This is a genomic window from Streptomyces sp. NPDC060049, assembly GCF_042736715.1.
In the GTDB taxonomy this organism is placed as follows: domain Bacteria; phylum Actinomycetota; class Actinomycetes; order Streptomycetales; family Streptomycetaceae; genus Streptomyces.
The window spans coordinates 38,462-64,670 of sequence record NZ_JBHWVV010000019.1 but is presented as its reverse complement, the minus strand read 5'-3'; the positions used below and the strand labels follow the sequence as shown (position 1 = coordinate 64,670).

The window sequence follows — 26,209 nt, the reverse complement described above, 5'->3', positions numbered from 1 at the left end:
CACCATGTCGACTCGTGGAGGAACGCCGATCAGGGTGGCCGGCACGCCTCGGGGCTCCGGCACGCCCCGGCCCTCCTGATGGCGGACATGGAGCCCGGGAACCGTCGCGGGGACGGGGCGGACGGGGACGTCGCGGCGCCCGCCCCCGAGGAGAAGGCCGCCGGTCGGCGCAGAGCCCTGCGGCCGTCTTGGTGGCGGGGCAAGTCCCGTGACGTGACGGTGACCGCGCGTCGTATGCAGCGCGGCGCCGAAGTCCGCTTCCCCGTGATCACGCACCTGACCGCCCGGATGATCTCGGTGAACATCCTGGACGCCGCCACCAGGCTGGCGGCGCAGTGTTTCCTGACCGCTGTCCCGCTCCTCTTCGTGTTCGGATCCTTCGCGCCGCAGGGCGTGCAGGACCAGCTCCTCAGTTCCGTGCGCGCGGTCTTCGGGCTCACGGGGGGCGCGAACGAGCAACTGGAGCAGGTGTACCGGTCGGGCACCGAATCCCTCCAGGAAGCCACCGGCTTCGTCGGGTCCCTGATGGTGCTGCTCTCCGCCACTGCGGTGAGCCGTGCGATGCAGCGGTTGTGCAAGCGGGCCTGGAATGTCCCCAAAGGGGGAACGAAGGTCGCCCCCTGGCGCTGGCTCGTCTGGATCACGGTATGGCTGTCCGTCCTGGTGGTGCAGGCTCCGCTGCGTGACGGTTTCGGCGTCGGACTGTGGCTGGGCATTCCCGTCACGCTGCTGTGCCAGACGGCCTTGTGGTGGTGGAGCCAGCACCTGCTGCTGGGAGGGGCGATCCCCTGGCTGCCGCTGCTGCCCGGTGCGGTGATCACGGCGGTCTCGATCACCGCCCTGTCGCTCGGGGCCCAGATCTACATGCCCGTGGCCCTCAACCGGACGCTGGCCGAGTACGGGTCGCTGGGCCCGGTCTTCACCGTTCTGTCGTGGCTGATCGTGGTCTGCGCGGCCGTCGCCCTGAGCATCACCGCGGGCGCCGTTCTCGCGCAGGAGACCGGCCTGGCCCACCGCCTGGGCAGCCCGCCCGCGCCGCGGGGCCCCGAGGAGGGGCCGGCGGGCCGTCTGTGACGTCCGAGGGACCGGGAACGAGGCGGGCCCGAAGGTGCGCTCACGGTCCCGCGGTGTTGGAATTGAAGGCGGTGACGAGTGCTGTCGGCGGGTGCGGCTGTCGCACAACGCCAGAGGACCACCAGGCGAGGAGTCGGAATGAGCGTCGATGAATTCTCCGAAATGGGACCTGTCGATTACCTCGTTTTGGAGTTTCCCGGTAATCGCATGACCGGCGAAGGCCTGCCCCTGCTGCTCGATCTCGTCGACCGGCACGTCATCCGCATCCTCGACCTGTCCTTCGTGAGCAAGGACACGGACGGTTCGGTCAGGGCGCTGGAGATCAGGGACATGGACGGTGACGGTCAGCTCGACCTCGCCGTCTTCGAGGGGGTGTCCTCGGGCTTGCTCGGTGAGGACGACCTGCAAGAGGCCGCCGCCGTACTCGAACCCGGGAATTCCGCGGGCGTCATCGTGTACGAGAACCTGTGGGCCGCGCCGCTGGCATCGGCCCTGCGCCGCAGCGGAGCCCGGATGGTGGCCGGCGGACGGATCCCGGTCGAGGACCTGCTGGCATCTCTGGAAGCCGTCGAGGCCGGTTCCGCCTAGTGCCGTGATGCCGTGATACCCGCCCCACGACAAGGACTCCTGCCATGCCCGGTCTACTTCGCGGGGTCGCCCGCACCGCAGTCATCGCCGGTACCGCCACCGCCGTCTCCAACCGGGTGTCGCGCCGCCAGGCCGGCCGATGGGCGCAACAGGAGGACACGCAGACCGCCGCCGCGCCGGCGTACGGCGCGCCGGAACCCGCTCCGGCGGCCGCACCCGCTGCACCCGCCTACGAGGCGTCGATGGACACCAAGATCGCCCAGTTGAAGGAGCTCGGGGAGCTCAAGGAACAAGGGGTGCTCTCCGCTGACGAGTTCGAGGCCCAAAAGCGCCGCATCCTCGAGCCCTGACGGTCCCGCGCGTCCGGTCAGGACCGCACGCCACCGCCGCCCGCGGCCTTCTTCCGCGGGCGGCGCTTCGCGTCGGACGGGCTCCGCGTGAGCAGCTCGGAGGTGGCGAAGGCCGTCACGACCGCCAGGATCACCACGGGAACCGTCTCGGTGTTGCCGAGCACCAGGACGACCAGGGCCACGCAGCTGACGGGCAGCCGCAGAGCGGCTGCGGACGCCGCGGCCATGCCCGCGGCGAAACCGGGAATCACTCCGAGTCCGGGGAGCGGAGCGAACAGCACTCCTGCCGCCGCGCCCAGGAAGAGGGCGGGGAACACCAGGCCACCGCGCAGGCTGCCCAGGCAGAGGGCGTACGCGGCGCCTTTGAACAGCAGGACGGCCACCAGCGCGGCCACTGGCCACGCGTGGGGATCGGAAGCCATCGCCGCGAGCGAGGCCTGGCCGGACGAGGCGACCTCCACCGGAGAACGGCCCGTGACGACCGAGTACAGGGCCGCGCAGCCCCCGGCGGCGGTCGCGCAGATCACCGTCCGATGGAACGGGGCCGTCGCCACGAAGGAGGCGGTCAGCCTGCCCCCGGCGACCAAGAGGTGCACCAGGGCGCCGATGCCGACCGCCAGCACGATCGACCACACCACGTCACCGGTGTCCAGAAGCGGGGGCGGCGTGGAGAAGTGGACGGTGAGACTGGCCGTCTCGAGGCCGGTCCAGCGTCCGAAGCCCGTGAACACCACCGATCCCACACCGCTCGACAGCAGCGCGGGAAGCATGATGACGAACAGCTGCGGACCACCCACGCCCGCCACTTCGATCAACAGCACCGCGGCGACGAGCGGATTGCCGAAGATCGCGGCGATGGCCGCCGCCGCGCCGGCCGCACCCAGCAGTGCGGTGCTCTTCGGGGTGGCGGGGGCTCTGACGAGGCTGCGGAAGAGCAGGGCGAGACCAGCGCCGAATGCGATCAGCGGCCCCTCCGGACCGAGGGCCGCACCGAGCGGCAGGCTCGCGAGCGCGGCGATGACCACCCCGGGCAGAGCGACCGCCGAGGGCCCTCCCGCGTGTAGGCCCGACGCGGGAACGTGACCGCCCGCGCCCGGCATGCGGGTCACCACCAGCCCCACGATGACACCGGCCACGGCGAGCAGTGGCAGCGGCCACCAGGCCGGCGGGGTGTCCCAGCCCGCGGCCTTCGGCAAGTCGGCCCACATCACGTGCTCCAGCTCGTGCAGGGCGACGAGGAACCAGAAGGCGGCGAAGGAGATCGGGATACCGATCAGGGAGCTGAAGACCAGGAGCTTGCGGTATGCGGGCGTGCGGAGCAGATCCCGCAACCGGTCGGCCTCGGAGGGCTCTTCGAGCTCTTCGGGCTCGCCGGAGGGGGCCGGGCGGGCGTTCGGCGCCGTCATGGGTTCAGTCCTTCCAGGCCGGGGGCGAAGGGGTCACGATTCACGCTGCTCCGGGGCCGGAGGGGACCCGCGCCGCTCCAGTCCGATCCGTACCGCTCCCACCATGACCTTCGCGATCACGCCCACCAGGATGAGGTCGGCCACCATCTGGAGGGTGGTCAGCACCCGGGCCGTCGGCGAGACGGGCACGATGTCGCCGAAGCCGACGGTGGCGAAGACGGTCACCGTGAAGTACAGGGCGTCGTTCCTGCTGAGCGGCTCCGAGAAGGAACGCGCTCCTTCCTCTTGCGCGTACACGAAGTAGGTGGCCGAGAAGAGCAGGAGGAAGAGCGGTACGGCGGAGGTCAGCGCCTCGATGGCGCGCAAGCGGGGGTGCGGGGAACCGATGACGCTGACCGCTTGCAGGGTGAGCAGTACGCCGAGCCCCAACAGGCCCAGGACGAGCACCGTGGCCGTGTGCTGGTCGAGATCACTGTCGAGGGGCAGCAGGTAGTACCCCGTGGTGGCCGCGACCACCACGGCCGTGGACCGCAGGAGTGACCGGAGCAGGAGCACTTTGCGTGGCCGGAGCCACCCGCCCCGGTCCTCTTCCTGCGACGTGCTCATGAGGCCCGCGGTTCTTTCCCGCCGCCGTACGGGCCGGCTGTGTCCGCCGCGCCGGCATCGTCGTCGAGGAACTCGCGGACGGCGAAGGCGGCCAGGACCGCGACCACGATCCACAAGACGACCGCCGTGCTCGGATACGACCAGGTGACGAGGACGATCAGGGCGACCAGCAGGATGAGACCGCCGATCCACCGCTTGTGGCGGTGTACGAAGCGCCCCACCCCGCCGAGGTGCAGGCCCCCCGACGCGGCGGCGCTCCGCACCGATCCGATACCACCCGAACACGCCTGCCGGATCGTGACCGCCGCGCGCGAGGGGCCGGTCAGGAAGGCGGCGCAGGCGGTCACCAGGGCGACGGCGGCGACGGCACGGATGGTGGCCCGCAGGAACTTGACGAGCGCGTCGAACACGGCGGCGGCCGCGTCCTGTGACACCTCGGGCGGCAGGCGGTCGAGGTAGATGCCGCGGAAGACGGTCAGGCTCACACCGAGAACCAGCATTCCGAAGGCCACGGCGAGCGCCGTCGTCACCAGCACGCGCCGGCGGTGGGCCGCCAGGAAGACCGCTGCCGCCGCGATCAGCACGGTGACCACCGGAAGCCACGAGCCGAGGATCTGCAGGATCCGCGTGTACGTCTTGACCTTGGCGAGCTCGTCCGACGAGAACACGACGAAGTCGGTGTGCACCTCGGGGATGCTCGCGGCGCGCTCGAAGCCGGACTTGACCAGCTCGTCCTTGGCCCGGTCGATGATGGGGCCGACATCGATGGCCACCTGATCGCCCTTCAGGGTCACGGCGCCGCCGCCCTCGCCCGTGAGCGCTTTGTCCAGGGACCGGTGGGCCACGCGGTTGGCGTCCGTCCACAGCGTTTCGAACGCGGAACTCGACACGATCCGGCGGACCGTGCTGTTCACCAGCTCCTTGAGGCCGTTCTCGATGGGACCGCTGAGCTGACCGATCAGTTTGGCGGCGGCAGGAGGAGCCCCTTCCTGCTTGGCCGCTGCGGAGAGCTCCCCCACCAGCTCCTTCACGTCGATCTTTTCGAGGATCACCGTCGTGGCTCGGTTGGTCACCGCCGTCTGGACGGCCGGGTCCTGGGCCAGCGGCGCGACGGTGTCGACGTAGCGGTCCGTGTCCTCCACCATGCTGTTGGTCCACACCGCGACGACCGACAGCACGGACAGGAACGCGGCCAGGATCACCAGGACGGCGGACAGGGCCGACCGCCACCGATGGTGGGTCGGCCGCCCGCCTCCCTCCAGTTCCGCGATCCGCCGGTGCAGATCCGCCAGCTCGCTCTGGCCACGTCCTGCCTCCGACATGGGGGTGCCGTGTGAGGGATCCGGCTGGCTGGGCTCAGGTTTCATGGGGATCTCCTGCAAGAGCACTCCGCGGGTGTCCGCGAACGGCGAAGCACCCGCCGCCAGACCAGCAAAGGCGCCTCTCGCGGGTCCCGCGACCCGAGCCGTGCCGCACCGGGTCCCCGGGCGCGCCGCCGTGAAGGCGCCACCGAGGGTCACGAGCACGACGGCGCGCCGAAGTTCACCCACCTGGGCGAACATTCGTGCGGAGAACCGTGCTCCCGTAGTCCATGTGAGCCGTCAGGTCCCGGAAAGCTGCCACCGGGGAGCGGCGGGTCGCGTACGGCCGGTCGGATGAACGCGGCCTACCGGCTCTGCCGCAGCACGGAAGATCAGCCGGAGAAGCGAAGCCGGCGGCCGTCAGGCCGCCGGGCCCACGGCACGGGCGACGAGCTCGACCAGGGCGTCCACGAAGCGGGCGTCGGGCATCTCCTGCTCACCGATCAGCCGGAAGAGCAGCGGCGCGGCCACCAGCGTGGCCGCGGCCCGGACACCGGTGTCCGGTCCCACGTCGCCGCGGGCGATTCCCCGTTCGAGGATGCGCCTCGTCTCGCTCGTGATCCGCTCGGTGTACTGCGCGTACTGGCGTCGGCTCGAGCCCGCCTCGGCCGCCGCCCCGATCAGGCCCGCGATCAGCCGGTCCGAACCCGGCAGCCCGTAGGCCTCCGGACGGGCCGTGAGCACGTGATGCAGCTCGGCACGGAAGTCGCCCAGATCGGGAACGGCCGGTACGCCGATGCGGGTCTCGGCGGCGGCGATGATCAGGTCCTGCTTGGTGGGCCATCGCCGGTACACGGCGGGCTACGGCCGCGGCCCCTCGTCGTGCCCGCCGATGCCCTGGCGGTCGGCACACCGCGCGATGGCCTGGCGGGCCGGGTCGGGGAACTCCCGCTCGATCGACTCCCGCAGCAATTCCAACTCGGCTCGTACCGCGGGGAGCTGGGGCGACGGCAGGGAGTCGAGCAGCCCGTCGAGCAGCGAACGGAGTCGTCGGCAGATCTGCACGGACGACGCTCCGTAGTCCCGGATCTCACAGACGGCGAGCTGAAGATAACGGGCCCAGTCCCGCCCGGGCAGCACGAGCCTGGGGTGCTCCTGCCGATCGGCCAGAACGTAGCGGCCGGGCAGACGCGCCCTGCCGATCACGTGCAGGAACGACTCGATGTGATTGAGCACCTGCACCGCGGTCGTGGGGTCGTTCACCGCCGGGGAGAGGGCCCTGATGGCGATGTCGACGAGGACCCTGAGGGCGAAGGCGGGGTCCTGCTCGATGGTGCGCTCGGCTCCGAGTGCCACGAGACCGGTGATCCGGCCGGGCTCGGGTTGCGACGTGCCCCCGTAGACCTCGACGAGGACGCCACCGGGCGGTACGAAGTCCCCGATCAGCCTGGTGACGACGAAGACGCAGTCGTGGCGCGCCGCCTCGGCCACCAGCCCGGCCAGGTTGAAAGCCTGGATCGCGCCGCCGCGTTCGGTGCGCACGCGCATCACGGGGCCCTCGGACGGTACGTCTTCGCCCGGGTTGGGCGCGGCCTCGCGGATCACCGCGGCGCCGGTCGTGAAAACGCCCTTTCCCATGCGCGTGACCAGCTCGGCGATGGCCACCGGCCGCAGACTGTGCGTGAAGCGGTTCAGATAGATCAGCAGGAGTACGAGGCTGACGGCCACCGCCCCGCCGGCCAGGGTGACGCCGAGGTCGGGAACGGAGTCGTCCTCGATGCTCCGCAGCAAGGAGAAGGCGAACGCGAAGGTCCCGGTGAAGGTCGCCAGCACCGCCTTCTGCAGCCGGTCCCGGTACCACAGGCGCATGTACCGGGGAGAGAGGGTCCCCGTCGCCTGCTGGACGACGAGTACGCCGATGGTGACGACGAACCCGAGGAGCGCCACCATCGCCCCGACGATCGCGGTGAGCACACCGCTCGCGGTAGTCGCGGAATAGTGCCAGCCGCTCGGCGGCACACCCGTTCCGTCGGCCTTGATGGCCCATTCGGCGAGGACGCCGCCCAGGACGAGACCGAGCATCGGCACGATCCACAGACTGGCCTTGACGTACTGCCCCAGTCTGAATCTCGCCGCCCAGGACGTCACGGCATTCACCTCACGCCCCCTCGTCGAAGGTCCCGACTCCGCTCACGGGTCCCGCTGCCCTCACGGTAGGACCGTCCGGGCGCAGGCGCAGCAGCAGGACGGCGGCCGTGCCGCGCACCGGCGGGCTCGGCAGGACGGTCGTGCCCGGACGGCCTAAGCTGGCCTGTGGCACCGATCGCGTCCTCGTGCAGCTCTGAGACCGGTGCCGTACGCCTCGTACGAGTCGGACCCGGATGTAGCGGCGGATCCTTGTCGGCCCGGGCGGAGTAGAGGGGCTCACGATGGACGACTACCCCCCGATCGAGAACCACGGCCTGATCGGCGATCTGCAGACCGCGGCCCTCGTCGCCACCGACGGGACGATCGACTGGTTCTGCTGTCCGCGCTTCGATTCGCCCAGCGTCTTCGGCGCTCTGCTCGACCGGCGCAAGGGCGGCCACTTCACCGTCAGACCGGCCGCGGGCACCTACGCGACCAAGCAGCTCTACCACCCCGACACCGCCGTTCTCGTCACCCGTTTCATGACCGAGGCCGGGGCCGGCGAAGTCGTCGACTTCATGCCGGTGACCGGGACGACCGCCACGGACCGGCACCGACTGGTCCGCATTCTGCGCTGCGTACGAGGCAGCATGACCTTCGAGGGCGAGATCGCGCCCCGGTTCGACTACGGCCGCAAGCCGCACGAGCTCCACATCACGGAGCACGGGGCCCTGTTCACTTCGGAGGATCTCGACCTGGCGGTCCACGCCGTCCGTGAGCCGCAGGACGAGCGGCTGCTGAACATCCTCTCGGGCGACAAGGACCTGCGGTTCACCTTGACCCTGCAGGCGGGTCAGCAGCGCGGCCTGGTCATGGAGTCGTCTCCGGGCGGGCCGCCCCGCGAGGTCCGGGTGGCGGAGTTCGAGCAGCTCTTCCACGAGACGGTCGCCTACTGGCGCTCGTGGCTCAGCCAGTCGACCTACTCGGGCCGTTGGCGCGAGGCGGTCGAACGCTCGGCCGTGACGCTCAAGCTCATGACCTACGCGCCGAGCGGCGCCCTGATCGCCGCCCCCACGACGGCCCTGCCGGAGCAGTTGGGCGGAGAGCGCAACTGGGACTACCGGTTCACCTGGATCCGTGACGCCTCCTTCTCGGTCTACGCGCTGCTGGGCCTGGGCTTCAAGGAAGAGGCGACGGCGTTCATCAACTGGCTGCACAACCGGGTGAAGGAAGAAGCCGGCCATGGCAACGGCACCGGGCCGCTGAACATCATGTACCGGGTCGACGGTTCTTCCGACCTGGTCGAAGAGACGCTGGACCACTGGGAGGGGTACCGGGGTTCCGCGCCCGTCCGCATCGGCAACGGAGCCGCGAGCCAGCTGCAACTGGACATCTACGGCGAGGCCCTGGACAGCATCTACTTCGCGCACCAGCGCGGCATCCACCTCGACACCAAGGGGTGGAAGGCGCTGCACACGCTTCTCGACTGGCTGGTCGACCACTGGGACCAGCCCGGGGAAGGCCTGTGGGAGACCCGTGGCGGCAGGAAGGACTTCACCTACGGCCGGGTGATGTCCTGGGTGGCCTTCGACCGCGCGATACGGATCTCCCACGACGACGGCCGCCCGGCGGCCAGCGGCCGCTGGGTCACCGAGCGCGACAGGCTCTACGAGCAGGTGCTCGACCAGGGATGGGACCCCGGGAAGCAGGCCTTCGTGCAGCACTACGGCAGCGATGTGCTCGACTCGTCGCTGCTGCGCATGCCGACGGTGGGGTTCATCACCCCCGACGACCCGATGTGGAAGTCCACGTTGGACGCGATGGACCGCGAACTGGTCAGCGACAGCCTGGTCTACCGCTACAACCCCGAAGCGTCACCCGACGGACTGCGCGGCTCGGAGGGCACCTTCTCCCTGTGCACGTTCATGTACGTCGACGCCCTGGCGCGGGCCGGACGCACCGATCAGGCCAGGCTGGTGCTGGAGAAGATGCTCACCTACGCCAACCACCTGGGCCTGTACTCCGAGGAGATCGCCCTGACGGGGCAGCAGCTGGGCAACTTCCCGCAAGCGTTCACGCACTTGGCGCTGATCGATGCGGCCATCACCCTCGACGCGACCCTCAAGCGGGCGCACGCCGGAACGATGTCGTGAGGCGGACACGGCAGGCTCCGGCTCGGTCCCCGGTCCTTCGGGTGGCTTCGACGCTCACCCTCAGGAGGGGACGGAGCCGAGCAGGACGACCGTGTCTCCCTCCTGCGGGGTGACGTGCTGCCTCTCGGTGACCGGCTCCAGGCGCTGGTCGGCGCGTACCACGAAGAGGGTGTCGTGGCCCGCCGGGAGGGGGGCCGAGCCGGGCTGGATCACGAAGCGGGCTCCCCGCTCGTAGCGCTCCGCCAGGACGTGTCGGACCAGGGCCGCGCCGAAGAGGATGTCACCGCCGGTGTAAGGGGCGACGACCCCGTGGCTGCCGTGCGGCGGCCCCACCCGGTACACGGAGCCTTCGACGCTGTCCTGCATCACCACTGCGGCGAGCGCGTTGAAATCGTCGTCGTCGGTGGCCAGGAACACGGCCGTCACGCCTTCCAGCCGCGCCCCGGGGTTGGTCGCCGTGGCCAGCAGGTCACCGGTGGCCAGCTCGATGCCCGCGCCGGTGATCCGCTCTCGTTCCGCGTCGGCTCCCGCCCACATCAGCACGTCCAGGCCGGCACTCTGCAGCGTCCTTCCCAGGTCCACCACCCAGGGTTCCCCGCCGACCAACAGGATCCGGCTGCCGGCGGGTTCGACGATGCCGAGCCGTCGTGCCACCGGCGCCGCCGTCAACGCGTACAGCAAGACGGTTCCCACGATCACCAGGAAGGTGACGGGAAGGATGCGGGCCGCTCCGGGCACCCCGCGCTCGGCGAGGCCGGCGGAGAATGCCGAGGCCGTCGCCGCGGCGACGATGCCCCGTGGGGCCATCCATCCGATGAACGCCCGTTCCCCGGGGGCCAGGCCGGACCCCTTCGTCGACACGAGGGCCACCAGGGGGCGCACGACGAGGACGAGGAGGGCGATGAGGCCCAGTGCGGGCAGCAGCACGGGCACCACGGAGGCGGGCGTGACGCTGGCCGAGATGGAGACGAACAACAGGCCGATGATCAGTTGGACCAGTGTCTCGAAGAAGGGCCGTCGGGCCGGCATGTCGAAGCCGCGGATGTTGGTCACGGCGAGACCGGCGACGATCGCGGCGATGAGCCCCGTGTCGTCGCGGACGATGTCGCACAGCGCGGACACGGTGATCACCGTGGCCAGCTGGGCCAGCGTGCCCAGGGTCTCGCCCAGCCGCAGGGTGCGCAGCGTCAGCCAGAGCAGGGCCGTTCCCACCGCCCCGCCGACCAGGCCCACGGCCATGCTGAGGGCGAACTGGCCCAGCTGGTAGCCCCTGCCGATGTCGACCTGGTGCGTCGTGGCGATGGCATGGAAGACGAGTGCGCCCAGGATGCCGCCGATGGGATCCGTCAGCGTCCCTTCCCAGATCAGGATGCGGCGCACTTTGTCGGTAGGACGGACGAAGTCGAGCAGCGGACCGACGACGGTCGGGCCGGAGACGACGAGGATCACCCCGAGCATCGCGGCCACCCGCAGCGGCATGTGGAACATGGCGGGCGCCACCGCCGCCGTGGCGAAGAAGGTGAGGAGTACGCCGAGCAGCAGCAGCCTCCCCACGATCCACCGGGTCCGACCCGCGAGCTTGCGCACGTTGAGCCCGAGACCCGCGTCGTAGAGGATCACCGCGACGGCCATCGACACCAGGGGGGAGAAGAGCTGCCCGACCAGCTGGTCCGGATGGACGACATCGGTGAGGGCCCCCGCCGCGAACCCCGCCGGCAGGAGGATGATCAGAGCGGGGACGCGCAGCTTGCTCGCCAGGATCTGGGATCCGGTAGCCAGCATGACCGTCAGAGCGATCCCGAGAAGGATCTCGTCGTCCGTCACGGCACCTCCCTTCCTCGGAGTCCGGGCGCGATGGGGACACAGCCGTCGGGTCAGCCGCTCCCGGCGGGCCCGTCCCTGCCGGTGTTGCTCCGTCGCAGGTCGGAGTCCGCGAGTTCCTCCAGTTCGCCGTGCGTGTCCAACCAGTACAGGAAGGCGACGGCCGGGAAGACGACCACCACGGCCACCAGGGTGATGACGAGCAGCCAGGTGAGCGAGGCGGGGTCGCCCGCCCCGTCGGCGACGGTGAGCGACGTCGCGATGAGGTAGGGGCGCTGGGCCATGCCCCAGGCGAACACCGCGCAGGCCACGACACCGACGGCCGCGACGCGCAGCCAGACACCCGGCGTCCGCAGCAGCAGCCAGGCCGTCGCGAGGGAAGCGACTCCCGCGGCGACGACGAAGCCCAGCCCGAGCCCGTGGGTCAGTCCGTGCCACACGTACGCACTGTGCTCCCGGGTCACCAGCAACGTGATCACCGCGAGCACCGCCAATACCACGAGACTGGCCAGGGCGCGCCTCCGGAAGTAGCCGACCAGATCCGGCGCGTCCAGGCGACGCGCGTCGCCGGTGAGGAAGACCCCGCCGAGGAAGGCGGTGGTCGCGACGGCGACCAGCCCGAACATCAGCGAGGTCGGGTTGGCCCAGGCGTCCGCCGAGGCCCCCGTACCGGGAACCACCCGCCCGGAGGCGACCCCGCCGACGGCGGTGCCCAGGAAGAACGGTGTGACGAGCGAGGCCACGGCGAACACCGCACCGTAGAGGCGTCGGCCGACGAGCCGGCGGGCCGGCTTGCGGAAGGCGAAACCGGCGCCGCGCAGGACCAGGCCCACGGCGGCCAGCGCCAGCGGGAGCCACATCGCGGTGAACACGGTCTGGAAGAGCGTGGGGAAGCCGGTCCACATGATGATGAAGACGAAGATCAACCAGACGTTGTTCACTTCCCAGACGGGGGCCATCGCGTGGTCGATGAGCCACCGGGGACGCTTGCCGTGCTCCGCGCCCCCCGCGGTCAGGTCCCAGAACCCGGCGCCGTAGTCGGTACCGCCCGCACACGCGTACGCGGCGATCGCGAGGAGAAGTGTCACGGCGATGACGTCGGCGGTCACTGGCGGCCGTCCCGGGGGTCGCCGCCGGTTGCGGACGTGTGGATGTCACCGGCCTGGGCGGCTGCCCTCGGCCCGTAGGGGGTGTCCGCCTCGGGTGCGTGCGCCGCCTGCTGTTCGTCGGCCAGGCGCCAACGGGTGCTCAGTTTGAGCAGGACGGCGAGCAGGGAGCCGAAGACGAACACGTACACCACGATCACCAGGCCGAACATCATCCACAGGGTGGTGGAGCGGGTCGATGTGACCGCCTCGGCGACCCGCATGTTCTGGTAGACGATCCAGGGCTGGCGTCCCACCTCGGTGGCGACCCATCCGCATTCCACCGCCACGACGCAGGCGACACCCGCGCACGCCGCACTGCGGAAGAACCACTTGGAGACGGGGAGGCGGCGGTGGCGCAGCCAGATCCAGCCGTACCACAGCGCGAGGAGGATCAGCCCGGTGCCGATGAGGACCATGATGTCGAAGGCCCAGTGGACGATGGTCGCCTGGGTCGCGTTCGGCCGGTCGCTCGCCGGGACGGAGGTCAGGCCCACCACCTTGGTGTTCGGGCTGAACCCGGCCAGGATGGAGTCGAGCAGCGGAATCTTGATCCCGCCCGAGATGGATCCGTCCGGGTGCAACCGGCCGAACAGGTACTCGGGCACGCGCGTATCCGTGTCCCACACGATTTCCATGGCGGCGAACTTCACCGGTTGCTTGGTGAACACGGCCCGTGCGATGGAGTCGCCCAGAAGCATCTGCACCGGAGTGGCGACCGCCGCGATGCTGAAGGGGACGGTGAAGCCGAGCCGGTGGTACCGGTCCCTGCGGCCCCGCAGCATGCCGACGGCGTAGACGCCGGCGACCAGGTAGCCCGCCGTCATCAGCATCGCGACGACGAAGTGCCAGTACTGCGGACCGAACATGGGGGTGAAGATCGCCTTCCACACGTCCACGTCGACGGGGTTGCCGGCGGAGTCGAGGGAGAACCCCTGCGGCGTGTTCATCCAGGAGTTGGCGGCGAGGATCCCGAACGCGCCGAGCAGGGCCGTCGCCGGAAGCGGCAGCCCGAGCAGGAAGTGCGTACGCGGTTTCAACCGCCGCCAGCCGTAGAGGTAGATCGCGATGAGGACGGCCTCGAGGAAGAACGCCCAGGCCTCGACACCGAACCCGATCCCGAAGACGTCGCCCCACCGTCCCATCAGGCCGGGCCACAGGAGGCCGAACTCGAAGGAGAGCACTGTCCCGGTGACGACGCCGACCGCGAACTGCACCGCCATGACGGCCGACCAGCGTCGCGCCAGCAGCAGCGCGGTGGCGTCCTTGCGGCGCAGCCCGCGGTAGTGCATGACCAAGGTGATGAGGGGGAGGGCGACCCCCAGGGGTACCAGGATGATGTGGGAGGCCAGGGTGAAGGCCATGAGCTCCCGGGCCGGCAGCAGTTGCGCCGGGGCGTCCGCCGCCAGAAGGACAGAGCTGAGCATGTACGCCTCTCCTGTTAGTGGCCTGCCGGACGCGGGTCAGCCACCGGTGGCGAAGCCGGGGAAGAGGGTCATCCCGCCGTCCACGAACAGGGTCGTCCCCACGACGTAGTCCATGAGGTCGGAGGAGAGTGCGACGACGGCGTGGGCGATGTCGTCGGGGTCGCCGATCCGGTCGTAGGGGATCAGCCGCAGCAGGTCTTGACGCGCCTCGGGCGTCTCCCAGGCACTGCGGTTGATCGGCGTCTTGATCGCCCCGGGGGCGACCGCGTTCACCCGGATCTTCTCCGGAGCGAGCTCTTGGGCCAGGGTCTGCATCATCATCTGCACGCCGCCCTTGGAGGATGCGTAGTTGACGTGCCCCGCCCACGGGATGATCTGGTGCACCGAGCTCATGCAGATGATCTTCCCGGCCGCACGCGACACCTCGGGGACGACACCGCGGCGCCGGAACTCCTTCGTCGCCTCCCTCGCGCACAGGAACTGGCCGGTGAGGTTGACGTCCAGCACCTTCTGCCACTGCGCCAGGGTCATGTCGGTGAACCGGGCGTCCCGCTGCAGGCCGGCGTTGGCGACCATGATGTCGATCGTCCCGAACTCCCGGACCATCCGGTCCACCATGGCGACGACCTGGTCCTCCTGGGAGACGTCGGCTTCGTAAGCCGCCGCACGCACCCCGAAGGAGGTGATCTCCTTGACGACCTCCTCGGCGGAGTCCCGGTCCGCCACGTAGTTCACGACCACGTCCGCGCCGGCCCGGCCCAAGGCGATCGCCGTGGCCTTCCCGATCCCCGAATTCGCGCCGGTCACCAAGGCCTTCTGGCCCTTCAGCAGATCCGCGGGAATCACCCTCTGCGGTACCTCGGTGGAATCCATGACCTTCTCTCCTCGCTGCGCGGCCCGGGCGGGCGCCCGGTCAGGACCGGGCGCCACGGAGGTCACGCAACCACCGGCAGTGCGGGGCGGCGCGTTCGGCCGGTTCCCATTGCGCCGATGGGTCGAGCATCTTCGTCCGATCTGATGAGCCCCGGGGCGTCACCCGAGCCTGGCGAGCAGGTGGTCGCCGACCCTCAGCGCGTTGGCGATGGCGGTCAGGGACGGGTTGACCGCGCCGATGCTCGGAAAGAAGCTCGTGTCGACGACGTACAGGTTGTCGAGATCGTGTGCCTTGCAGTTGACGTCGAGCGCGGAGGAAGCCGGGTCGGTTCCGAAGCGGACGGTGCCCGCCTGGTGCGCGGTCGCGCCGATCGGCATGCCCTTGTGCAGGTAGATGCTGCGGGAGAGCAGCCGGTGTTCGTGCATGCCCAAGTGGCCCAGCATGCCCTCCAGCTTGTGCATCAGCCGCTTCATGCCCTCGGCGTTGTTCTTCTCGTCCAGAGCGAGACGGATACGGCCGTCACTCTCGAGGGTGACCCGGTTGTCGGGCAGCGGCAGGTCCTCGCCGCACAGCCAGAAGTCGACGGCATGGTGCGCCATCACCTCGAAGGGCATGTCCGGGGCGACCGCTCCCGCCCACCGCGGAGCCTGCCCGTGGATCTGATCGGCGTCGGACTTGCCCAGCATCTGGATGCCGCCCAGGGGGTAGTCCCAGTCGTCCGCACCCAGGTACCAGTCGTGGAGGGCCAGGGTCTTTTGGAACTGGGTGTCGTTGGGCTCCTTCGAGAGGGCCATCAGGGCGGTGTTGTTGTGGCGCATGTAGAAGCGGCCCACCACGTCGGAGCTGTTCGCCAGCCCCCGCGGATGCCGGTCGTTCGCCGACGCGAGCAGCAGCGCCGCGGAGTTGACCGCGCCGCAGGAGACCACCACCACGTCCGCCGTGAAGCGCACTTCCGAGCCGTCGCCGAGCCGGCCGACGACGGCGCTGACGCTGCGTCCCGTCGCATCGGTCTCCAGCCGGACCACCTGGGTGTTCGTGACCATTTCGACGCGGGGATGGAGCAGCGCGGGCTCCACGCAGATCACCTCGGCGTCGGACTTGGCGCGCACCAGGCACGGGAAGCCGTCCACCCGGTTGCACCGGATGCAGACGCTGGAGTGGGTGGCGCGCCCCTTCCCGTCCTGGGTGAGGTTCACGCCGATCGGCAGGTGGAAGGGGTGCAGGCCGCGCTTCTCGAGGTCCTCGCTCAACTGCTGGATGCGCGGTTCGTGCTCCACGGGCGGGTAGAGGTACTGCGCGCTCGCCGCGCCCTCACTGGGATCCTCGCCGTGCCGGCCGTGTACGAGGTACAGGTGTTCGGCCTGCGTGTAGTACGGCTCCAGATCCTCGTAGCGGATCGGCCAGGCGGGTGAGAGACCCGCGTGGTGCCGGATCTCACCGAAGTCCTCGGGCCGGAGCCGGAAGAGCGCGGCTCCGTAGAACTTGGTGTTCCCACCGACGTAGTAGTTCACCTCGGGCGGGAACTCCGTCCCGTGCCGGTCGAGCCAGAACTCCGGTGCCCGGTACTTGCCCTTGACGAAAACGGCCGTCGAGTCCCAGTTGTCCCGCTCGCGCGGAAGGTAGCCGCCCCGCTCGATGAGCAGCACCCGCTTGCCCGAAGGGGCGAGCCGATGGGCGAGGGTGCCACCGCCGGCACCCGTACCGATGATGACGACGTCGTAGTGAAGGGAGTCGTCCACGACGACCACCGTCCTTGTGATCATGGCCTGGGCCGGCGTCGGAGCCTGCCTCCGCCCCTTGGCCGGGGCCGAGTGGTCCCCGGTTCGAACGTATCCGCGTTGCCGGTGAACGGCGACCGCAGGCGGCGCACCCCCCGGCGCGAGGCCCCCGTCGCGGTCACAGCACGGCGATCGGGTTCACCGGCGAACCGGTGGCAGCGGGCAACCGCAGCGGGGCGATCACGCACAGGAAGCTCCAGCGCCGGGCCTCGGCGCACGCCGGGGCCAGCTCCTCGAACTGGAGGTAGTCCAGCAGGTGCATCCCCATGGCCTGCATGGCCAGGACGTGGACGGGGAAGTCCACGCCCGTGACCGAGCTCGGAGCGGCGTCGTTGTTGCCGTCCCCGCCCAGCACGGCGACCTTCCGGTCGGCCAAGAACTCCATGGCGGTCGGATGGAGGCCCGCGCGCGCCCGCGCCGCGTTCCACGGCCCGAGTTCCCGGCGTCGGCCGCGGTGGCCCACCCGGACGAGGAGGATGTCCCCGGGCCCCACCCGCACTCCCTGGGCGGACTCGGCGGCCGTCAGGTCGTCCGCGGTCACCTCGGCACCCGGTTCCAGCCAGGCCGCGCCGCGCAGACCCGGGATGTCGAGCAGCACGCCGCGCCCGACCACGCCGTTCGCGACCAGGTCCACGGTCAGCGGGTGGGTCCCCTCCGCCCCGTCGCCCGCGGGCGAGCCGGCGTACGACTCGCCGTCGAACACGACGTGGCAGAGGGCGTCGAGATGACTGTCGGCGTCGCCGTGCACGTTCATGGCGAAACGGTCGGTGGCGAAGCGCACCCCGTCCGTCCCCCGCTCGTCGAAGACCGGGCCGGTCAGCCAATGGCAGGCGGGGTCGGGGCTGTCCGGACCCGGACGGGTCTCGATCGGGGAGGCCAGCGAAATGGCCCGACCGAGCCGTACTTCGGCGGCGGCCGCCACCACTCGCTCGGGCGTCATGTGGTCCAGCGCTCCGCGCGCGCCGGCCCCGCCCGCCCGGGCCTCGTCCCGCAGTCGCGCGTGGAGCGCCCGGAACGCGCGCTCGTCCATGCTCGCCGTACGGGACCCGGGCGTGGACGGGCTCACGGCGACTCCCAGGAGTCGAGCCCCCAGCGCAGGACGTGTGTGGCGCCCGGTTCGAGGACGGTGAGATCGGTACCGGTGCGCAACGCGTCCGCCGGACACGACATGGCCTCCACCGCCACGCTCCGGCGTCTTCGTTCGGGCTCGGCCAGCGTGTCACCCGTGTAGAGCTGTACGTACCGTGTCCCTTCGCCGAGCCACAGGTCGACGCCCCGCAGCCCCGAGGGGTGTGCCAGCCGTACGACCGCCCGGCCGCGCGCGTCGCGGTCGAGGCCGGTGAAGGCGGTGTCCAGCCGCAGGTCGCCGATGGGGCGGGCGGTGCGGAAGTCGTAGGCGGTCCCCTCCACGGCCTCCCTGCCGACCGGCAGGCCCTGGTCGTCGGTACGCAGCCGGTACCGGGCGGGGACCGTCAGCAGCGCCGTGTCGACGAGATCGGTGCCGACCGTCAGGTAGGGGTGCTGACCGGCTCCGTAAGGAGCGCGCACCGTACCGGTGTTGGTGGCGAAGACGGCGGTCTCGAGGCCTTGCGGACCGAGCCGGTACTCCGCACGGACCTCGAGCAGGAAGGGATATCCCGGCTGCGGGCAGAGCGTGGTGCCGACACTGATCGCGTCTTCGGTGCGGGCGAGCACCTTCCACAAGCTCCAGCGCAGGAGCCCGTGGATGGCGTTGCCCTTCTCCGGTTCGGTCAGCGCGAGTTGTTGTTCGCTGCCGTCGAACCGGTAGAGCCCGCCGCCCACCCGGTTCGGCCAGGGGACGAGCAGCTGCCCCCGCCCGCCGGTGATGGCCGACTCCGCGGTGAACCCGTCGAGCAGCGCTCTGCCGTCCACGGTGTAGTCGCGCAAAGCGCCGCCCAACTGGGCGACCACGGCGCGCTGACCTGCGTGCCGCAGCTGCCACTGCTCGCCTGTCGCGCTGGGGGACACCGGCGGCTCCTCGGGCCGTGCGACGTGTCCGCTGACCGGTCCGGCCGGCAGATCACCGGAAGTGGGCTCCGGGCTCATCGGGGAGAGCACCGCCGTGACGACGGCCTCCGGGGCTGGTCGATCTCTCCCGGACGTCATTCCGTCCGCGGCTGGGGTGCCACGCACAGCGCCCAGATGACGACTCCGTCGATCGCGATGAACAGCAGGGCCCACCACGGCGTGTACGGGAGCCACAGGAAGTTCGCGATCATGCTGAGTCCAGCCAGCACCACACCGATGACCCTGGCCCAGACGACGCCCTTGACCACGGCGAAGCCGGCGACGGTGATGACGATGCCCAGGATGAGGTGGATCCAGCCCCATCCGGTGAGGTTGAAGGTGTAGACGTAGTTGCGGGTGGCGAAGAAGACGTCGTCCTGGGCGATGGCCGAGATGCCCGCGAGCAGCATCATGATGCCGCTGAAGATCATCATCACGGCGGCGAACACCAGCCGGCCGCTGCTGTGCGATACCTCTTTCGGGCCGGCTTCGCGCACGTTGCTTGCCATGACAGGTCCTCCTGTCGTCCGACCTACCCGCCGGCACTTTCGTGTGGCGAGTCGAATGTCTCCCATTTGAGCCCCCCGCGTGCTCCCCCGCATGTCGGAGGCCGGAGACCGGGAAAGAACCGCTGGTCACAGAGCCGGACAGACCTGGAGCCGGTACCTCCGTCAGTCGGCCGGCCTCAGGATCCCCGCGGCGCGGGGCGAAGCCCGACCAGAGGTCCGCCGCCCGATGGACGCGGGCCCGCGCGCCCGCGGTGTCGCCCGCCGCTCGCAGCGCTCGGGCCAGGACGACGAGCGCCTCGGCCTGGCCTCTCCGCGGGCGCGGTTCCCCGATGCCGCCGCCTGCGCGGACGCTGATCCGCGTTGCTCCAGTGGGCTGACGTGACGCCCGCGAAGTGCCACGATGATCCGTGCTTCAACAATGTGCCGGTCGGGACGCGGTGGGAGCCGCAGCGTGTCCCGTTGGCAGCCCTACCCGCGAAAGGGCGGACACCCCATGCGCGTCACACCCCTCGTATCGTCCTTAGGCAGCGACCAGGGCCCGGCCGCGGACGATCCCGTGCGGATCTACTACAGCCGCAAGACACAGGAGATCCTCCAGAAGTACGGCCCGGGCCCCCGCGTTCACTTCCACGTGGGGCTGTATCCCGACGGCCCTCCTGACACCACCGTCTCCCAGAGCACGCTGAAGCAGTGCCTGCTCGACGCGCAGGAGCGGATAGTCGAGCACGCGGCCCGGTCGTGGGGCGCGTACGAGGCTCCGCCGCGGCGGCTGCTGGACATCGGCTGCGGACTGGGCGGCACCTCGCTGTACTGGGCGCAGGAACACGGGGCGTCGGTCACCAGCCTGACCGTCGCGGCGGAACACGTCCCGATCGTACGGCGCTTCGCCCGCCAGGCGGAGCTCGAGGACCGGGTGCATCCCGTCCTGGCGGATGTGCACGACCTGGACGAGACCCGGGCGTACGACGCCGTCTACGCCAACGAGAGCAGCGGCTACACCGACCGGAACCGGCTCTTCGAGGTCGTCGCCAAGGCGCTGGAGCCCGGGGGGTGGTTCGGGATCCAGGAGCACTTCGTGGTCCGCTCCGAGTGGCTCGAATTCATTGACGGCTACTACAGAACGCGACTGGGACGGCGCGGGGAATACCTGGCCGCGGCCGAGGCCGCCGGTTTCGAGCTGGTGCGGGACGAGGACGTGACGGACTCGGTGGCGGAGTTCTGGGTGCAGTCCATGGCGTGGAACACCGCAGAACTCGATCGGCTCCGCTCGGGCCCCGGCGTCGAGCCCGGCGCCTGGAGCGGCGAACGGCTCGAACAGTCGACGATCGCGCACAGCAAGTTCTTCCGGCTCTGGCGTGACCACGCGGTGCAGACGCGGCTGCTGCTCTTCCGGATCGGTGGCGGCCGATGACCGGAACACCGCGCCCCTCCCTCCTCGGTCCGCGCCTGCCGTCCTTCTACTGCCCCCTGGAGCGCGACCTCGTCCACCCCGGGGCGAAGGAGGTGGAGGCCCGGGCGGTGGAGTGGCTGGACGCCTTCGGCCTGTACCCCGATCCGGTCGAACGCGCATGGGGTCTCGCCACCCACAGCGCCGACTTCTCCTGCCGCGTCGTCCCGGAGGGGAACGTGGAGGCCGTCCTGCTGTTCACCGAGTGGAACTACTGGGCCAACGCCGTCGACGACTGGCAGGACTCCGGTTCCGACGAGGTGGGGACGGGCGCCGTCGTCGAGCACGGCGCGCGTCTGCTGCGGACCATCGAGGACCCGGGGGCGGCGGTGCTGCCCGACGGGCCCATGACCCGCGCCCTGGTGGACCTGGTGGACCGCACCCATGCCATGCTCACGCCCTACGAGCTGCGCAGGTTCGCCGAGGGGACGCGCGACTGGCTGCTCGGGGCCGCCTGGCGGGCCGCCCAGGCCGAGGCCGGGACGGTGCCGGGGCTGAACGACTTCGTCGCCATGGGCCCGCTGGCGAACGGTACGCGCTTCTCGCTGACCTGGTCCGACGTCGCACGCGGGGACAGGCTGCCGGCGGATGTCCTCTGCTCCCCCGCCCTGACGACGCTGACGGACGCGGCGGGTTTCGTCGTCAGCGCGGACAACGACCTGTTCTCCTACGACAAGGACGACCACCTGGAGCCGAAGGAGGTGAATCTCGTCAATGTCCTCGCCCATCAGGAGAACTGCTCCCCCGCCGAGGCGGTTCCGCTCGCGGTGGCCCTGCGCGACCGGGTGATGGTCCTCTTCATCGGCCTGCGGGCACGGTTGGAGGAGGGCGCGGACGGGGAACTGCGCCGTCACCTGGCGGCGTTGGGGCACTACGTGGCCGGCTCCATCACGTGGCAGAGCCGTGCACCCCGGTACGCGAGTCCGCGCAACCGGTACGAGCTGCCCCGCTCGGAATCCAGGTTCGACGTCCGGTTCGCCGACACCCCCAGCGTCGCCGGGACCGAGCCGCCGGATCTGCCGGCTCTCGCTTCCTGGTGGCAGCGGTTGCGCGGCTGAGCGCGGTCGTGGGCCCCGGCCGGAGCGGCCGGGGCCCGGGCGCGCAGGGCCGGCTCAGCGGCGGCCGAACAGCCGGCGCCACCAGCCGACACCACGGCGGCGGGCGGCGACCGCGGGTGCCGACGTCGGCTGTGGCGGGATCAGCGCGTGCGCGCGCTGCCCGGACGGCTGCTCGGGCTGGGGGCCGGGGCCCGGTACGGAGCGCGGTTCGAACCGCACCGGCAGGGACAGCAGGTGGCGCGACATGAGGGTGCCGCGCCACCGGAGCTCGCTCGGGTCGACCGCCAGTTGGAGGTCGGGCAGCCGGTCCAGCAGCACTTCGATACCCGTGTCCGCGATGGCGCGTCCGATGTCCTGGCCCGGGCACTCGTGCGGGCCGCTGCTGAAGGCCAGGTGGGAGCGGTTGCCGTGGACGGAGACGTCGGGATCCGGCCGGATCTGCGGGTCGGCGTTGCCCGCGGCCAGGCCGAGCAGGATCATGTCGCCGGCTTTCACCTGCTGGCCGCCGAGCAGGGTGTCCCCGGTGGCCCAGCGCCCGATGATCGTGTTGATCGGCGGGTCGTCCCACAGGACTTGCTCCAGGGCGTCGGGCAGGGTCATGTGGCCTCCGGAGAGGCTGGCCCGGAAGCGCGGGTCGGTCAGTACGGTCCGCAGCGTGTTGGCGATCAGGTTGGCGGTGGTCTCGTAGGCCGCGATCAGCACGACGCGCAGGTGCATCAGCACTTCGGTGTCGCTCAGGTTCGCGGGGTGCTCGATCAGCCAGGACGCGAGGTCGCGGGCGGGCTCGGCCTTGCGCTCGACGACCAGCTGTTCCAGCGTGGCAGTGACGTAGCGGTCGCTCTGGAGGGCCGTCTCGGTCCCCTGCAGCATGTCGCGCGCCGCGTTCACCAGCAGGGGTCCGTGTTCGTCGGGCGCCCCGATGAGCTGCGTCATGACCAGCATGGGGAGCTGGTCGGAGAAGGCGGACACCAGGTCGGCGTACCCCTCGCCCGCGATCTGGTCGACGAGCTGGTTGGCGAAGCGGGTCACGTAGCGGCGGATACCGCGCTTGTCGAAGCGCTCCAGGGACTCCACCACGGCCGCGCGCAGCCGCTCGTGTACGGGCCCGTCGGTGAAGTTGCACACCGGCACCCACGACACCATGGGGCCGAGCGGGGTGTCGGCCGGTACCCGGCCCTCTCTCATGTCGCGCCAGCCCCGGGGGTCGCGGGCGAAGCGCGACGACGTGCGCGCCACGTCCAGGTTCTCCCGGTGACCGAGGACCAGCCATGCCGGGAGGTCCCCGCTCACCAGCACCGGGGCCACCGGCCCGTACTGGGCTCGCAGCTTCTCGTACAACGCGAGGGGGTCTTCTTGGGCTTCCGCTCCGTGGAGACGGTACAGACCGCCCGCCGCGTGGGCGGGGCACTCGGGCGGTGGGGTGGGGCCGGTACTCACATTGCCTCCTGGGTGGCTGCCTGGGAGTGCAGGTAGCGCATGAGGGTCAGCAGGACATCGCGGGACGAGTCCCGCCGTCTGGCATCGCAGACGAGGATCGGGACGGCGGGGGGCAGATCGAGGGCCTGGCGCAGTTCCTCCAGCGGATGCTCGGGCGCGTCGGCGAAGGAGTTGACGGCGACGACGAACGGGACGCCCCGCTCCTCCAGCTGTCCGATGACGTCGAAGCTGATCTCCAGCCGCCGGGTGTCGAGGAGTACGACCGCTCCGAGCGCGCCCTCGAAGAGCCCGCGCCACAGGAACCAGAAGCGCTCCTGGCCCGGGGTTCCGAACAGGTACAGCACGAGTTCGTCGTTGATGCTGATGCGCCCGAAGTCCATGGCCACGGTGGTGGTGATCTTGCGGGACACGCCCCAGGTGTCGTCGACGCCGACGCCCGCCTTGGTCATCGTCTCCTCGGTCGTCAGCGGTTTGATCTCGCTGACCGCACCGACCATCGTCGTCTTGCCCACGCCGAAACCGCCGACGATGACGACTTTCACGGCTGCCGCGGCCGTCTGCGGGAGTATGTCCGCCGGGCGCGGCCCGGCGGGCGGGTCAGAGCTTTTGAAGTCCATCGATCACTGCCTCGATCAGAGCAAGGTCGGGTAGCTGCGCGGCGGGAACGGGCGGACGGACGTACACGCGCTGAGCGGCCATCAGGTCTCCGACGAGCACGGTGACGACGCTCACGGGCAGGCCCGCGTACGCGGCGATCTCGGCCACCGACAGCGGTGACTGGCACATCCGCAGGATGGCCGCCTGCTCGGGCTGCATCTCCGGCCGGGCGGTCCCTTTGGCCACGACCAAGGTCACGAGGTCCAGATGGACGGCGGTGGAGGGTCCACTGCGTCCGCCGGTGATGACGTAGAGCCGTTCGGGGCTGCCGTCCTCCCAGCTTGCGGGCGGCTCATTCACGCGGGCTGCCCGTCATGTCGTGGCGGGCTGCTCAGGTGGTCCCCCATTCGGGTCACCAGGTTGCGCATCTGCGCGCCCATCAGGCCCGCGTCGACGCCCTCGTCGGCAAGGACCGCGAGGTAGGAGCCGTCGCCGGCGGCCATCAGGTAGAAGAACCCGCCGTCCATCTCGATCACGACCAGGCGCATCCTGCCCTCGGAGCGGGGCAGTTCCGCGGCCACCGCTCCGGCGAGGCTCTGCAGGCCCGCACACGCGGCTGCCAGGCGGTCGGCCGTGTCGGTCTCGGCCCCGTACTGCGCCACGCACAGCCCGTCCGCGGACAGCACGATCACGTGCCGCGTCTGCGGCACTCCGGCGGCCAGGTCCTTGAGCATCCAGTCCATACTGCTTCGCTGAGTCATCACTGTTTACGCCCCTTTGGTCGCTGAGCCCGACGCGTCCTGGGCGCCCTGCACGTCTTTGCCGGGCTCGCCGGACAGTCCGCTGTGGAAAGCCTCCAGCCACATTCCGGGGCCGCCGTCGCTCTCTTGCTGCGCTCCCCCGGCGGGCCGGGTGTCGTAGGTGGTGACACGGTCCTTCCTGCGTCGCTGCGGCAGGCCGGTGGCGGTAAGCGCGTTGGCCGGACCGCCGCTGACGGGCACCGGCCCGGCCGCCGGAGCCGACCGGGGCGCGAACACGCCGGCCGGCGGGCGGTCGGGGTGTTCGCGCGACGCGGCGGCCAGGGCCCTGGGCCCCGAGGAGGAGCCGATGCCGTGGGCGAGACCGGTCGCCGCGGACGCCGTGGTGATCAGGTGCTGCGGCACGATCACCACGGCGCGGACGCCGCCGTACGCGGAAGAGCGCAGGGAGACCTGGAACCCGTACGCCTGCGCCAGCCGGCCGACCACCGCCAGACCCAGCCGGGGCGTCTCGCCCAGGTCGTTGAGGTCGATGCCGGACTGCGCCTGCGCGAGCATCTTCTCGGCGCGTCCGCGGGCCTCCTCACTCATGCTCAGGCCGCCGTCCTCGATCTCCACGGCGATGCCCGACTGCACCTCGACGGCGGTGAGGTGGACCCGGGTGTGCGGCGGTGAGTACCGGGTGGCGTTGTCCAGCAGCTCCGCGAGGGTGTGGATCAGCGGCTCGACGACCGGGCCGACGACGGCGACCTCGGAGACCGAGTGGAGTTCCACCCGCTGGTAGTCGATGATCCTCGACATCGCGCCGCGCATCACGCTGTACAAGGTGACGGCCCTGCTCCACTGGCGGCCGGGGCGCGCACCGCCGAGGACCGAGATGGAGTCGGCGAGCCTGCCGATCAGGGCGGTGCCGTGGTCCAGTCGCAGAAGGTCGCCGAAGACGTCCGGATTGCTGCCGTGCCGGTCCTCCATCTCACGCATCTCGTGGGCCTGTTGGTGGACGATCGCCTGCACGCGGCGGGCGACGTTCACGAAGGCCCGCTGCGCCGAGTCGCGAAGGCTCTCCTCGTTGTCGACCGCGTCGATGACGTGGGCCAGCACGGCCTGCAGGGCGGCTCTGAAGCGCGGGGTCAGGGCCGTGTCGTCGCCCCAGCGGTTGCCGGGTCCGGCGCGCCCTCCCAGGGAGGTCAGCACCTCCTCGGCCGGCTCGCCCTTGCGCAATCGCTCGATGGCCTCGGGCAGCACCACCGCGGACAGGCGGACCGCCTCGGTCTCCTGCCGCGACAGGGTGTGCTGGAGAGCCGCGAGCTGGGCGCTCCGGGCGGCGAGCGCGCGGCCCCGCCGTACCGCTTCGACGAACGCCGCCGCGGTGCACGCGGCGCCCACGGCGATCAGGACGGTGCCGCCCGTCGCCGAGGAGGAAGCGAGCGCCCCGGCGAGGCAGGCGGCGGCCACGACGGCGACAGCGGGCAGCGTCCGGCTCGTTTCCCCTGCTGGGTGGGAGGTTTCGGGTGGAATGCCTCTTTGCTCCATCGGCGTCCTCGAAATATCGAAAAGGGTGACCTTCTGACCGGTGGGCGGGAGCATAACTTCGCCCAACTTCCCGCACGCACGCTTTCGTTGGAGTTCATCGGACCGGAGGAACCGATATGCGCCATCGGCCGCGCCGCATTCCGGCACCCTCGGGGACCCGCCCGCGGCCCGCGGCGCCATAGCGGGAGGTCG

The 26,209-nt window shown here is 70.7% G+C and carries 25 protein-coding genes; 6 read left to right on the top strand and 19 right to left on the bottom strand.

What is annotated here, in order from left to right; genetic code table 11:
• Positions 1 to 87: 87 nt before the first annotated feature.
• The 3 genes from ACFWBY_RS29815 to ACFWBY_RS29805 all read left to right on the top strand — a co-directional run bounded on the left by ACFWBY_RS29815 (position 88) and on the right by ACFWBY_RS29805 (position 2,012).
• Positions 88 to 1,074 (top strand): YhjD/YihY/BrkB family envelope integrity protein, encoded by a 987-nt coding sequence (locus tag ACFWBY_RS29815; protein WP_385340266.1) that lies wholly within the window; start codon positions 88 to 90, stop codon positions 1,072 to 1,074.
• A 162-nt stretch (positions 1,075 to 1,236) separates the two neighbouring features.
• The gene (locus tag ACFWBY_RS29810) at positions 1,237 to 1,662 is read left to right on the top strand and encodes a DUF6325 family protein (protein ID WP_385340278.1); all 426 of its coding nucleotides are present in this window, start codon (positions 1,237 to 1,239) and stop codon (positions 1,660 to 1,662) included.
• Positions 1,663 to 1,706: 44 nt separating this feature from the next.
• Entirely contained in the window at positions 1,707 to 2,012 is a 306-nt protein-coding gene (locus ACFWBY_RS29805) for an SHOCT domain-containing protein (RefSeq protein WP_385340264.1), read from the top strand.
• A gap of 17 nt (positions 2,013 to 2,029) precedes the next feature.
• On the opposite strand, the gene ACFWBY_RS29800 is transcribed toward ACFWBY_RS29805, so the two are convergent.
• The 6 genes from ACFWBY_RS29800 to ACFWBY_RS29775 all read right to left on the bottom strand — a co-directional run bounded on the left by ACFWBY_RS29800 (position 2,030) and on the right by ACFWBY_RS29775 (position 7,645).
• Complete coding sequence (locus ACFWBY_RS29800; RefSeq protein WP_385340262.1) at positions 2,030 to 3,418, bottom strand: chloride channel protein; 1,389 nt, start codon at positions 3,416 to 3,418, stop codon at positions 2,030 to 2,032.
• A 33-nt stretch (positions 3,419 to 3,451) separates the two neighbouring features.
• Positions 3,452 to 4,024, bottom strand: a complete 573-nt coding sequence (locus ACFWBY_RS29795; RefSeq protein WP_385340260.1) for a potassium channel family protein — start codon at positions 4,022 to 4,024, stop codon at positions 3,452 to 3,454.
• Positions 4,021 to 5,391: a hypothetical protein gene (locus ACFWBY_RS29790; protein ID WP_385340258.1), complete on the bottom strand. Its 1,371-nt coding sequence runs from the start codon at positions 5,389 to 5,391 to the stop codon at positions 4,021 to 4,023. The genes ACFWBY_RS29795 and ACFWBY_RS29790 overlap by 4 nt, the downstream gene beginning before the upstream one ends.
• Positions 5,392 to 5,745: 354 nt before the next feature.
• Positions 5,746 to 6,180, bottom strand: coding sequence for a TetR-like C-terminal domain-containing protein (locus ACFWBY_RS29785; RefSeq protein WP_385340256.1), 435 nt, complete (start codon positions 6,178 to 6,180; stop codon positions 5,746 to 5,748).
• A 6-nt stretch (positions 6,181 to 6,186) separates the two neighbouring features.
• Positions 6,187 to 7,473, bottom strand: coding sequence for a DUF2254 domain-containing protein (locus ACFWBY_RS29780; protein ID WP_385340254.1), 1,287 nt, complete (start codon positions 7,471 to 7,473; stop codon positions 6,187 to 6,189).
• Between the two features lie 10 nt (positions 7,474 to 7,483).
• Positions 7,484 to 7,645, bottom strand: a complete 162-nt coding sequence (locus ACFWBY_RS29775; protein WP_385340252.1) for a hypothetical protein — start codon at positions 7,643 to 7,645, stop codon at positions 7,484 to 7,486.
• Between the two features lie 109 nt (positions 7,646 to 7,754).
• Here ACFWBY_RS29775 and ACFWBY_RS29770 point away from each other — a divergent pair, with 109 nt between their 5' ends.
• On the top strand, positions 7,755 to 9,605 hold the full coding sequence (locus ACFWBY_RS29770) for a glycoside hydrolase family 15 protein (RefSeq protein ID WP_385340251.1): 1,851 nt from the start codon (positions 7,755 to 7,757) through the stop codon (positions 9,603 to 9,605).
• A 60-nt stretch (positions 9,606 to 9,665) separates the two neighbouring features.
• On the opposite strand, the gene ACFWBY_RS29765 is transcribed toward ACFWBY_RS29770, so the two are convergent.
• The 8 genes from ACFWBY_RS29765 to ACFWBY_RS29730 form a co-directional block, all read right to left on the bottom strand.
• Positions 9,666 to 11,429: a cation:proton antiporter gene (locus ACFWBY_RS29765; RefSeq protein WP_385340249.1), complete on the bottom strand. Its 1,764-nt coding sequence runs from the start codon at positions 11,427 to 11,429 to the stop codon at positions 9,666 to 9,668.
• Positions 11,430 to 11,479: 50 nt separating this feature from the next.
• Complete coding sequence (locus ACFWBY_RS29760) at positions 11,480 to 12,535, bottom strand: cytochrome d ubiquinol oxidase subunit II (protein WP_385340247.1); 1,056 nt, start codon at positions 12,533 to 12,535, stop codon at positions 11,480 to 11,482.
• Positions 12,532 to 13,998 carry a cytochrome ubiquinol oxidase subunit I gene (locus tag ACFWBY_RS29755; protein WP_385340245.1) on the bottom strand — a complete coding sequence of 489 codons (1,467 nt, stop codon included), beginning with the start codon at positions 13,996 to 13,998 and terminating at the stop codon, positions 12,532 to 12,534. The genes ACFWBY_RS29760 and ACFWBY_RS29755 overlap by 4 nt, the downstream gene beginning before the upstream one ends.
• 36 nt (positions 13,999 to 14,034) lie before the next feature.
• Positions 14,035 to 14,871, bottom strand: a complete 837-nt coding sequence (locus ACFWBY_RS29750) for an SDR family oxidoreductase (RefSeq protein ID WP_385340244.1) — start codon at positions 14,869 to 14,871, stop codon at positions 14,035 to 14,037.
• A 159-nt stretch (positions 14,872 to 15,030) separates the two neighbouring features.
• Positions 15,031 to 16,635, bottom strand: coding sequence for a GMC oxidoreductase (locus ACFWBY_RS29745; protein WP_385340242.1), 1,605 nt, complete (start codon positions 16,633 to 16,635; stop codon positions 15,031 to 15,033).
• A 133-nt stretch (positions 16,636 to 16,768) separates the two neighbouring features.
• Positions 16,769 to 17,680, bottom strand: a complete 912-nt coding sequence (locus ACFWBY_RS29740) for a cyclase family protein (RefSeq protein ID WP_385340276.1) — start codon at positions 17,678 to 17,680, stop codon at positions 16,769 to 16,771.
• A 32-nt stretch (positions 17,681 to 17,712) separates the two neighbouring features.
• Positions 17,713 to 18,639 carry an aldose 1-epimerase family protein gene (locus ACFWBY_RS29735; RefSeq protein ID WP_385340240.1) on the bottom strand — a complete coding sequence of 309 codons (927 nt, stop codon included), beginning with the start codon at positions 18,637 to 18,639 and terminating at the stop codon, positions 17,713 to 17,715.
• Positions 18,640 to 18,773: 134 nt separating this feature from the next.
• Entirely contained in the window at positions 18,774 to 19,187 is a 414-nt protein-coding gene (locus tag ACFWBY_RS29730) for a hypothetical protein (RefSeq protein WP_385340238.1), read from the bottom strand.
• Between the two features lie 493 nt (positions 19,188 to 19,680).
• Between ACFWBY_RS29730 and ACFWBY_RS29725 the strand changes: the two genes are divergently transcribed.
• Together ACFWBY_RS29725 and ACFWBY_RS29720 are read left to right on the top strand one after the other, a co-directional pair.
• Positions 19,681 to 20,598 carry an SAM-dependent methyltransferase gene (locus tag ACFWBY_RS29725; protein ID WP_385340237.1) on the top strand — a complete coding sequence of 306 codons (918 nt, stop codon included), beginning with the start codon at positions 19,681 to 19,683 and terminating at the stop codon, positions 20,596 to 20,598.
• Positions 20,595 to 21,692: a hypothetical protein gene (locus ACFWBY_RS29720; RefSeq protein WP_385340235.1), complete on the top strand. Its 1,098-nt coding sequence runs from the start codon at positions 20,595 to 20,597 to the stop codon at positions 21,690 to 21,692. The genes ACFWBY_RS29725 and ACFWBY_RS29720 overlap by 4 nt, the downstream gene beginning before the upstream one ends.
• Positions 21,693 to 21,746: 54 nt before the next feature.
• Here the strand turns inward: ACFWBY_RS29720 and ACFWBY_RS29715 are convergent, their stop codons facing one another.
• Genes ACFWBY_RS29715 through ACFWBY_RS29695 form a run of 5 tightly spaced genes read right to left on the bottom strand, consistent with a single transcriptional unit; the run spans position 21,747 to position 26,017 of the window.
• Positions 21,747 to 23,129, bottom strand: coding sequence for a cytochrome P450 (locus ACFWBY_RS29715; RefSeq protein WP_385340234.1), 1,383 nt, complete (start codon positions 23,127 to 23,129; stop codon positions 21,747 to 21,749).
• Positions 23,126 to 23,746, bottom strand: coding sequence for an ATP/GTP-binding protein (locus ACFWBY_RS29710; RefSeq protein WP_385340233.1), 621 nt, complete (start codon positions 23,744 to 23,746; stop codon positions 23,126 to 23,128). The genes ACFWBY_RS29715 and ACFWBY_RS29710 overlap by 4 nt, the downstream gene beginning before the upstream one ends.
• Positions 23,727 to 24,086 (bottom strand): DUF742 domain-containing protein, encoded by a 360-nt coding sequence (locus tag ACFWBY_RS29705; RefSeq protein ID WP_385340231.1) that lies wholly within the window; start codon positions 24,084 to 24,086, stop codon positions 23,727 to 23,729. Before ACFWBY_RS29705 ends, ACFWBY_RS29710 begins: the two co-directional genes overlap by 20 nt.
• Complete coding sequence (locus tag ACFWBY_RS29700; protein ID WP_208948645.1) at positions 24,083 to 24,487, bottom strand: roadblock/LC7 domain-containing protein; 405 nt, start codon at positions 24,485 to 24,487, stop codon at positions 24,083 to 24,085. Before ACFWBY_RS29700 ends, ACFWBY_RS29705 begins: the two co-directional genes overlap by 4 nt.
• A gap of 6 nt (positions 24,488 to 24,493) precedes the next feature.
• A complete protein-coding gene (locus ACFWBY_RS29695) occupies positions 24,494 to 26,017 on the bottom strand; it encodes a sensor histidine kinase (protein ID WP_385340229.1) in 1,524 nt (507 codons plus the stop codon).
• Positions 26,018 to 26,209: the final 192 nt, after the last annotated feature.